The organism is Boseongicola sp. (genome assembly GCF_057460485.1).
Window position 1 is genome coordinate 1 of sequence record NZ_JBVCWP010000199.1, and the last position, 7,098, is coordinate 7,098.

At 57.9% G+C, this 7,098-nt stretch carries 8 protein-coding genes; 3 read left to right on the plus strand and 5 right to left on the minus strand.

Annotated features, from left to right (window positions below; all coding sequences use genetic code 11):
- The 4 genes from AC221Y_RS17595 to AC221Y_RS17610 form a co-directional block, all read right to left on the minus strand.
- Positions 1-660, minus strand: a 660-nt coding sequence (locus AC221Y_RS17595; protein ID WP_486707883.1) for an acyclic terpene utilization AtuA family protein, incomplete at its 3' end; no start/stop codon positions are given.
- A complete protein-coding gene (locus AC221Y_RS17600; protein ID WP_299753666.1) occupies positions 657-2,162 on the minus strand; it encodes a tripartite tricarboxylate transporter permease in 1,506 nt (501 codons plus the stop codon). The genes AC221Y_RS17600 and AC221Y_RS17595, both read right to left, overlap by 4 nt.
- 1 nt (position 2,163) lies before the next feature.
- Positions 2,164-2,655, minus strand: coding sequence for a tripartite tricarboxylate transporter TctB family protein (locus AC221Y_RS17605; protein ID WP_299753664.1), 492 nt, complete (start codon positions 2,653-2,655; stop codon positions 2,164-2,166).
- The gene (locus AC221Y_RS17610) at positions 2,655-3,617 is read right to left on the minus strand and encodes a Bug family tripartite tricarboxylate transporter substrate binding protein (protein ID WP_486707884.1); all 963 of its coding nucleotides are present in this window, start codon (positions 3,615-3,617) and stop codon (positions 2,655-2,657) included. The genes AC221Y_RS17605 and AC221Y_RS17610 overlap by 1 nt, the downstream gene beginning before the upstream one ends.
- A 98-nt stretch (positions 3,618-3,715) precedes the next feature.
- Here AC221Y_RS17610 and AC221Y_RS17615 point away from each other — a divergent pair, with 98 nt between their 5' ends.
- Genes AC221Y_RS17615 through AC221Y_RS17625 form a run of 3 tightly spaced genes read left to right on the plus strand, consistent with a single transcriptional unit; the run spans position 3,716 to position 6,770 of the window.
- A complete protein-coding gene (locus tag AC221Y_RS17615) occupies positions 3,716-4,384 on the plus strand; it encodes a response regulator transcription factor (protein WP_486707885.1) in 669 nt (222 codons plus the stop codon).
- Positions 4,381-5,763: a sensor histidine kinase gene (locus AC221Y_RS17620; protein ID WP_299750139.1), complete on the plus strand. Its 1,383-nt coding sequence runs from the start codon at positions 4,381-4,383 to the stop codon at positions 5,761-5,763. Before AC221Y_RS17615 ends, AC221Y_RS17620 begins: the two co-directional genes overlap by 4 nt.
- On the plus strand, positions 5,733-6,770 hold the full coding sequence (locus tag AC221Y_RS17625; protein ID WP_299750136.1) for an ABC transporter substrate-binding protein: 1,038 nt from the start codon (positions 5,733-5,735) through the stop codon (positions 6,768-6,770). Before AC221Y_RS17620 ends, AC221Y_RS17625 begins: the two co-directional genes overlap by 31 nt.
- Positions 6,771-6,774: 4 nt before the next feature.
- Here the strand turns inward: AC221Y_RS17625 and AC221Y_RS17630 are convergent.
- Positions 6,775-7,098, minus strand: a 324-nt coding sequence (locus AC221Y_RS17630) for an ester cyclase (protein ID WP_486707886.1), incomplete at its 5' end; no start/stop codon positions are given.

Genomic DNA, 7,098 nt, shown 5'->3' on the forward strand with positions numbered 1-7,098 from the left:
CACCTGCAGCACACCCGACTGCGGGTTCGTCGCACAGAGCGCGCCGCACTCCCCGATCTTTGCGGCATGCCAAGCCAAACCAGCGTCTACGCCGCGCTCTATCGGCAAAGCGGCAATGATTGCAGTGTCTGTCGTGCGTCCGGCAATCACGATGTCGGCGCCCGTGGCAAGAGCGGCCGATATCTGCTCGACCCCTGCAAGCGCAACGATATTCGTGCAGCTTTGGATCAGATCAACGTCAATCTCGGGCGCTGCGGGCAGGGGCGTTACGCGGCCCGTCTCAAACGCCTCGGCCACGACGTCCGGCCCTTGATCCGACCTTAAAACAGCAATCTTCGCGCTGTGACCTGTCTCTGCCAGAACTTCGCGCGTGATGTCCAAAAGCCAATCCACGGCCGATCCGGCACCGCAGGTGCCCGCAGTGCCGATCACCAAAGGACAGCCCGCGCGTCGCGCCGCGTCCATCAACCCGGCCCATTCGATCTTCGTCGACGAGCGCGCATATTTCGACACGCCGCGTCCAAGATACGACGGCCCGCTGTCGGTCGACCCGCCATCGATGGCAATCAGATCAGGCTTGTTCGCAATTCCACGCTCCAGCGCAGTGGCATCGTATCCAAGACCAAGCGCGCCCGAAGGTATGAGAATGCGGACACTCAATCGGTGATCGCCTGCGGCTTCTTAAGGACCCCGCGCAGGAACATCGGGGCGACAAAGCCCAGAACCGCTGCAATCCACAAGCCGATCGAAATCGGGCTTGAGAACAGATATGTGACGTCCCCATCTGACAAAGTCATGGCCCGGCGCAAGGCGTCTTCCATGTTGCCGCCAAGCAGGATGCCAAGGATGACCGGCACCGTCGGGATATCCAGTTTGCGCAGGAAGTAGCCCAACACGCCAAACCCGATCATCATCAACAGATCAAAGTAGCTGCCTGAAAGTGAAAAGATACCAACGAAGGAAATCATTGTCACACCCGGCAACAGGATCCATGCCGGAACCATCAGGATTTTGACAAAGATCTTCACCATCGGCACGTTCATCAAAAGCAAGACGAAGTTGGCGATTAACAGCGAAGCAATCAGGCCCCAGACAACCTCGGGTCGCTCGGTGAAAAGCGTCGGACCGGGCGTGATGTTCAGCGTCATCAACAGGGCCAGCAAAACAGCCGTCGTGCCAGAACCGGGAACACCTAGCGTCAGCATTGGCACAAGCGCACCACCGGCGGCTGCGTTGTTGCCAGCCTCTGGCGCGGCGACTCCTTTAGGAACGCCCGTGCCGAAGCCGCCTTTTTCGCCAGCGATGGATTTCTCGGTCATATAGGCTAGGAACGATCCAAGCGACGCACCCGCACCCGGCAAGATGCCAGCGATAAAGCCCACGCCAGATGCGCGCAACATCGTCCATCTGGTGTCGAAAATATCCTTCCAGGGGATTCGCACCTTGTCGAGCTTCACCCCAATCGATGAGCCCTTACCGTGGCTTTCGATAAAGAAGAACAGCTCGGCGATGGCGAACAGACCCACGATGGCGACAAGAAAATCAACGCCGTCAAACAGATGTAGACTGCCACCCGTCAGACGCGGCAAACCCGACGAACTGTCGACGCCAATCATTGCGATGCCAAGACCGAGACAGGCCGCAATCGCGGCCTTCGCCTGATTGTTCGAGGCCATGCCGCCCAACGTGCAGAACGCCAGCAAATACAGTGCGAAATACTCGGCAGGCCCGAATAAAAACGCCACCCGCGCCAGCGACGGCGCCAGCAACATTAGCCCGATCGTCGCAAGCAAAGCTCCGACGAAAGAGGCAACGCCGGACAAGACCAAAGCATCGCCCGCGCGGCCCTGCTTGGCCATCGGATAGCCATCCAACGTAGTCATCAACGCAGGCTCGTCTCCGGGGATGTTCAGCAGGATCGAACTGATCCGCCCGCCATACATCGCGCCGTAGTAAACAGACGTCATCAGAACCAGTGCGGATGTCGCATCAAGCCCCAGCGTGAAAGTGATAGGGATCAAAATCGCAACGCCGTTCGACGGACCTAAGCCCGGCAATGCGCCGATGATCGTCCCCAAGAAACAACCGCAGACAGCCAGAAAAAGCGTATAGGGCGACAGCGCCACGCTAAACCCGAGTGCGAGGTTGGATAGTATGTCCATGTCAGTGACCCCCTACAAAGGGAATGAGAATAGCGAACGCGTCCCAAAGCTTGGCCGGTGTCGGAATGCGGTAAGCCACGATATTTCCAAGCCCAAGCGCGTATTTGAACAAGATGAGCAACCCAATCGACAGGCCAATGCCGGACAGCACTGACGGAAAAGGCCGGAACGAGATTTGATAACTCAGGATGCCCGCCGCAATGGCTGTGGGCAAAAGAAACCCCAGTGGCTTCAACATGACCGCATAAACCGCCAGCACAAACACCGCGATGGCCATGGAAACCCATGTCCAAGAAGCAGGCCAGTCAGGTTCGGGGTCAGGTTTAAATATGATAATTAGCGAACATATCGCCGCCACGCTGCCGATCAGGATCGGGAACAGCTTTGGCAGGTATTCGCCCGAGAAGAAATTCGTCTGAATCTGCGTGGCGGCCGCGATATACGCGACCGCCGTGATCAGAGTGATCAGACCGAATATTCGGTCCGAGGCCACTACTGCAGGACCCCAAGCTCTTTCGACATCGCGTTGATGTCAGAAACAAGACCATCGACGTATGACTGGAAGTCTCCGCCAACTTTGGTGAATGGCGCAAGACCGTTGTCCACCATTGCCTTTGCCCAAGCGTCACTGTCAGCAACCTGCTGCAGCTTGCCAGCCCATGCGTCGAACTGTGCATCCGAAATGCCCTTGGGCACGTAAAGACCACGCCAGTTCACGGCCACAACATCAAAGCCCTGCTCTTTCGCAGTTGGGATGTCGTCAAAGCCCGGCACACGCTCGTCGGTCAGAACCGCAATCACGCGAATGTCGCCATTGGAAAGGAACGAAACAACTTCCGACATGTCGCCGGTCATCGCTTGCGTAAATCCACCAACAGTCTGAGTGATCGCATCTGCGCCGCCATCAAGACCGATGTATTTGATCTTTGTGATGTCGGTGAACCCGGCTTCCTTCAGGATCATCAAAGGCTTCAGGTGATCAAATCCGCCAACAGCCGAACCGCCAGCAAAGGCAACCGAACCCGGCTCTGCTTTGATTGCGTCAACCAGATCGCCAAGCGACTGGAACGGGCTGTCAGCGGCCACAACGATTACGCCCGGATCAGCACCAATGGCACCAACAAAGCGAACCTGATCAGCTGTCATGCCAGCGTATGCGTTTTGCGCAAGACGCGTGGTCGTGGCCGAAGAGGCCGCGATGATAAGATCCGCGTCGTCGTTGCGCTCACTGACAACCGTGTTGTAAGCAAGACCACCTCTGGCACCAGGCATGTTAGTAACCTGTACAGGCTTATCCACAGCACCGATGTCATAAAGGATCTTGCCGATCTGACGGCAGGTAAAGTCCCAGCCGCCGCCGGGGTTGGCTGGTGCAATGCACTCCGCCGCAGAAGCCGCTCCGCCGATCAGGCAGAAAGCAGCGGTAAGCCCAAAGGCTTTTACTTTCGTTTTCATGAAGTCCTCCCATTTGACTTGGCGGGTTTTCCCGCTCATCGTCACCAAACCTTATGCACCTGACACTGACCTGTCACGGCGGAAAATAAACTGGACCTATGCGGTTTCTCCTGATCGAAGATAATGCCAACCTTGCAAGTGCCGTCGCCGAGCGGTTGCAACTTGACGGCCATGCTGTGGATCACGCCGGCACATTGGAAAGCGCCGAAGCCTGCATCGCTGCGGCGGACTACGATCTGATATTGCTCGATATTATGCTACCCGACGGGGATGGCCGCACCTTCCTGCAAAGCCATCGACGGGCTGCTAAGGCAACGCCTATTATCGTCACCACGGCGCGCTCTGAGGTGTCCGACAGGGTCAGTCTTCTAGACCTTGGTGCAGACGATTATATCACCAAACCATTTGATTTCTCTGAACTTGAGGCCCGCTGCCGCGCCGTCTTACGCCGTCGTGGTGGTGTTGCCGCCAATCGTCTCACGGTCGCAAACGCAGTCCTTTGTTCAACCGCCGGAGAACTTGAGATCGACGGCGTCGGTCAAACCCTGCGCAATCGCGAGCTGCGTCTTCTTGAGGTTTTCTTCACCTCTCCGGGGCAGGTCTTCTCAAAATCCTACCTTCTCGATCGGTTGTTTTCCTTCTCGGATAACGTCGGCGAAAACGCCATCGAAGTTTACGTCGGGCGCATCCGCAAACGTCTTGAGCCATCGGACGCCGTCATCGAAACCGTGCGCGGCCTTGGCTATCGGCTGGTCGCCAGATCGTGAAACTGCCCACCGTCACCCGGTCGATTCGCACCCGGCTGTTCCTGCAACTTGCCGCGATTTCCGCGCTTTTGTCCGTGGCCCTTTTCCTCGTCGTGCGCGGCCTTGCCGAAACCGCCGCCGAAGCAACTCAAGACGGCATCCTTGCGGCGTCTGCAACATCCATCGCCGACGCGCTGCGCTCGGAAGACGGCGAGATTACCCTCGATCTGCCCTATTCCGCGTTGTCGATGCTGGGCACAACGAACGATGACCGCGTATTCTACAAAGTCGAGGTGAACGACGAAACACTCACTGGCTATGACGATCTGCCGCCGCCAAGCCAATCCCCGACGATCTCGGAAAACACTTTCGCGACGTTTTATTATCGCGGCGACGAAGTGCGCATGGTGTCGGCGTCGCGCACCGTTAGCGCCGGAGGTGTGCCGTCCAACGTGCTAATCTCTGTCGCTCAGACGCGCCTCGGCCTTGCTGCGATTTCCCAACGTATCACCGCCATCGCCACCGGCATCGGGCTTGTCTTTTTCCTTGTGGCGACGGCCCTTAGCCTTCTTGCGGCGCGGTCGGCTCTGCGACCCCTGAAAGAAATGACTGCCGCCATCACCCGACGCGGACCCGCCGATCTGCGTCCCCTTGCCATTGATCCACCGACAGAACTTGAACCCTTCGTTTCAGCCCTGAATACATTCATTGCCCGCCTGCGCGCCTCGCTTTTGCGCTCCGAAGATCTCATCGCAGAAGCCGCCCACCGCGTGCGCACGCCGCTTGCAACAGTGCGGGCAAAAGCCGAAGTCACCCACCGCAAACTTCAAAAGCCTGAACACAAACAAACCATGCGTGAGATGATCCGCGCCATCGACGAAAGCTCGCGCTCTGCGGGTCAACTTCTCGACCACGCCATGGTCACCTTCCGCACCGATAGCCTGTCGACCGAGACATTCGATATGGCCGAACTGGTGCGCGAAACCGCCGAACGGCTTGAACCCGCCGCCGACCTCAAAGACGTGACCATCCGCTGTACCACGCCCGACACCACACCGGCCTTCACCGGCGATCGCATCCTGCTGCAAAGCGCGATCCAAAACATCCTAGACAACGCAATAAAATACTCGCCTGACGATAGTGCAATCGACGTTGATCTCTCCGTCGCCGAAACCATGTGCCTGTCTTTCACCGACCGGGGCAGGGGCTTTGGCGAGGCCGACACCGACAGCCTCAAAACCCGTTTTTCGCGCGGCGCAAATGTCGATGATATTGTTGGCTCGGGACTTGGTCTGACCATCGCAGACGAGGTCGCCCGCGCCCATGGTGGCCAATTGAACATCACCCGAAATGAAGGGAGCCAAGGCGCATGCGTCTCACTGATATTCCCGCGGCAATAATAGCCATCCTTGGATTGACGAGCGCAGCGTTTGCCTTTGAAATCGAAGAACGCGCGCGCTATCCGGCCGCCAACCCGGAAACGGAACTGCGGATTATCTCGACTGCCGACCGCGCCGTGTTCGAGCCGATCCTCCTTGCATTCCAACAACAAAATCAAACAGTATCAATCGACTACACGATCGCCAGCACCACAGAGCTGATGAAAGCTGTCCACGCGGAAGGCGAGGCCTTCGACCTTGTGATCTCATCCGCGATGGACCTGCAAACCAAACTTGCCAACGACGGCTTCGCGCGCACTTACCGTTCTCCGGCCACAGATGCTTTGCCCGACTGGGCCAAATGGCGCGATCAGGTCTTTGCCTTCACCCAGGAGCCCGCCGTCCTGATCCTGTCCGAAACGGCCTTCCCGGATGAGGCCTACCCAACCTCGCGCGACGAACTAATCGAGCTATTGCGCGACCAACCCGAGCGCTTCCGTGGCAAGGTTGGCACTTACGACGTGCGCACCTCTGGTTTTGGCTATCTCATGGCCACACAAGACGCCCGGGTGTCCGAAAATTTCTGGCGCTTGCTCGAAGCCATGGGCCGCCTCGACACGCAGCTTTACTGCTGCTCGGGCGACATGCTGCACGATATCCGGGAGGGCAAACTTGCCATCGCCTACAATGTCCTTGGCAGCTACGCCCAAGCCCAATTAGAAGATGGTGGCGGCTATCGTATCGTCATGATGAGCGATTTCGCCAACATCATGCTGCGCACCGTTCTGATCTCGACCAAGGCTGACAACATTGCCGACGCGCAAACTATGATCAACTTCCTTGCGTCCCTTGAAAGTCGCCCCGATCTGGTCGCGGCGTCCGGCCTACCAGCCGTAGATACCGACGCGCTGCAATCCAATGTAGCACTTCGCCCGATCCGCCTTGGCCCCGGACTTCTGGCGTTCCTCGACCGCCTGACACGGCGCAATTTCTTGCGAAACTGGGAAGCCTCGATAACGCAGGAATAACCCGTCAGCCCTGCTGCTTTGCCAACCGCTCAAGCACATCAACACCTTGCCCCATCATCCAGTGCAGCATATCGATGAAAACCCAGTTCTCGGCCAGTTTGTCGTCGCGGCGAAGGTAGATATCCACCACCCGAAACTCGGTCGGTTTGCCCTGAGACGACGGCATTCCCATGAACCCACCTTCATGCATTGCGCGAAAGTTCGGCCAGCCAAAAAAGCCACCGAAATGCCCTTCGGACAGGCGCGCCAGATGCCCGGTTTTTGTCCGTTCCTTGAACGCGTCGCGAAAGGGTCCGGAATGCTGCTTGGCATAGCGCTCGATCGTGTA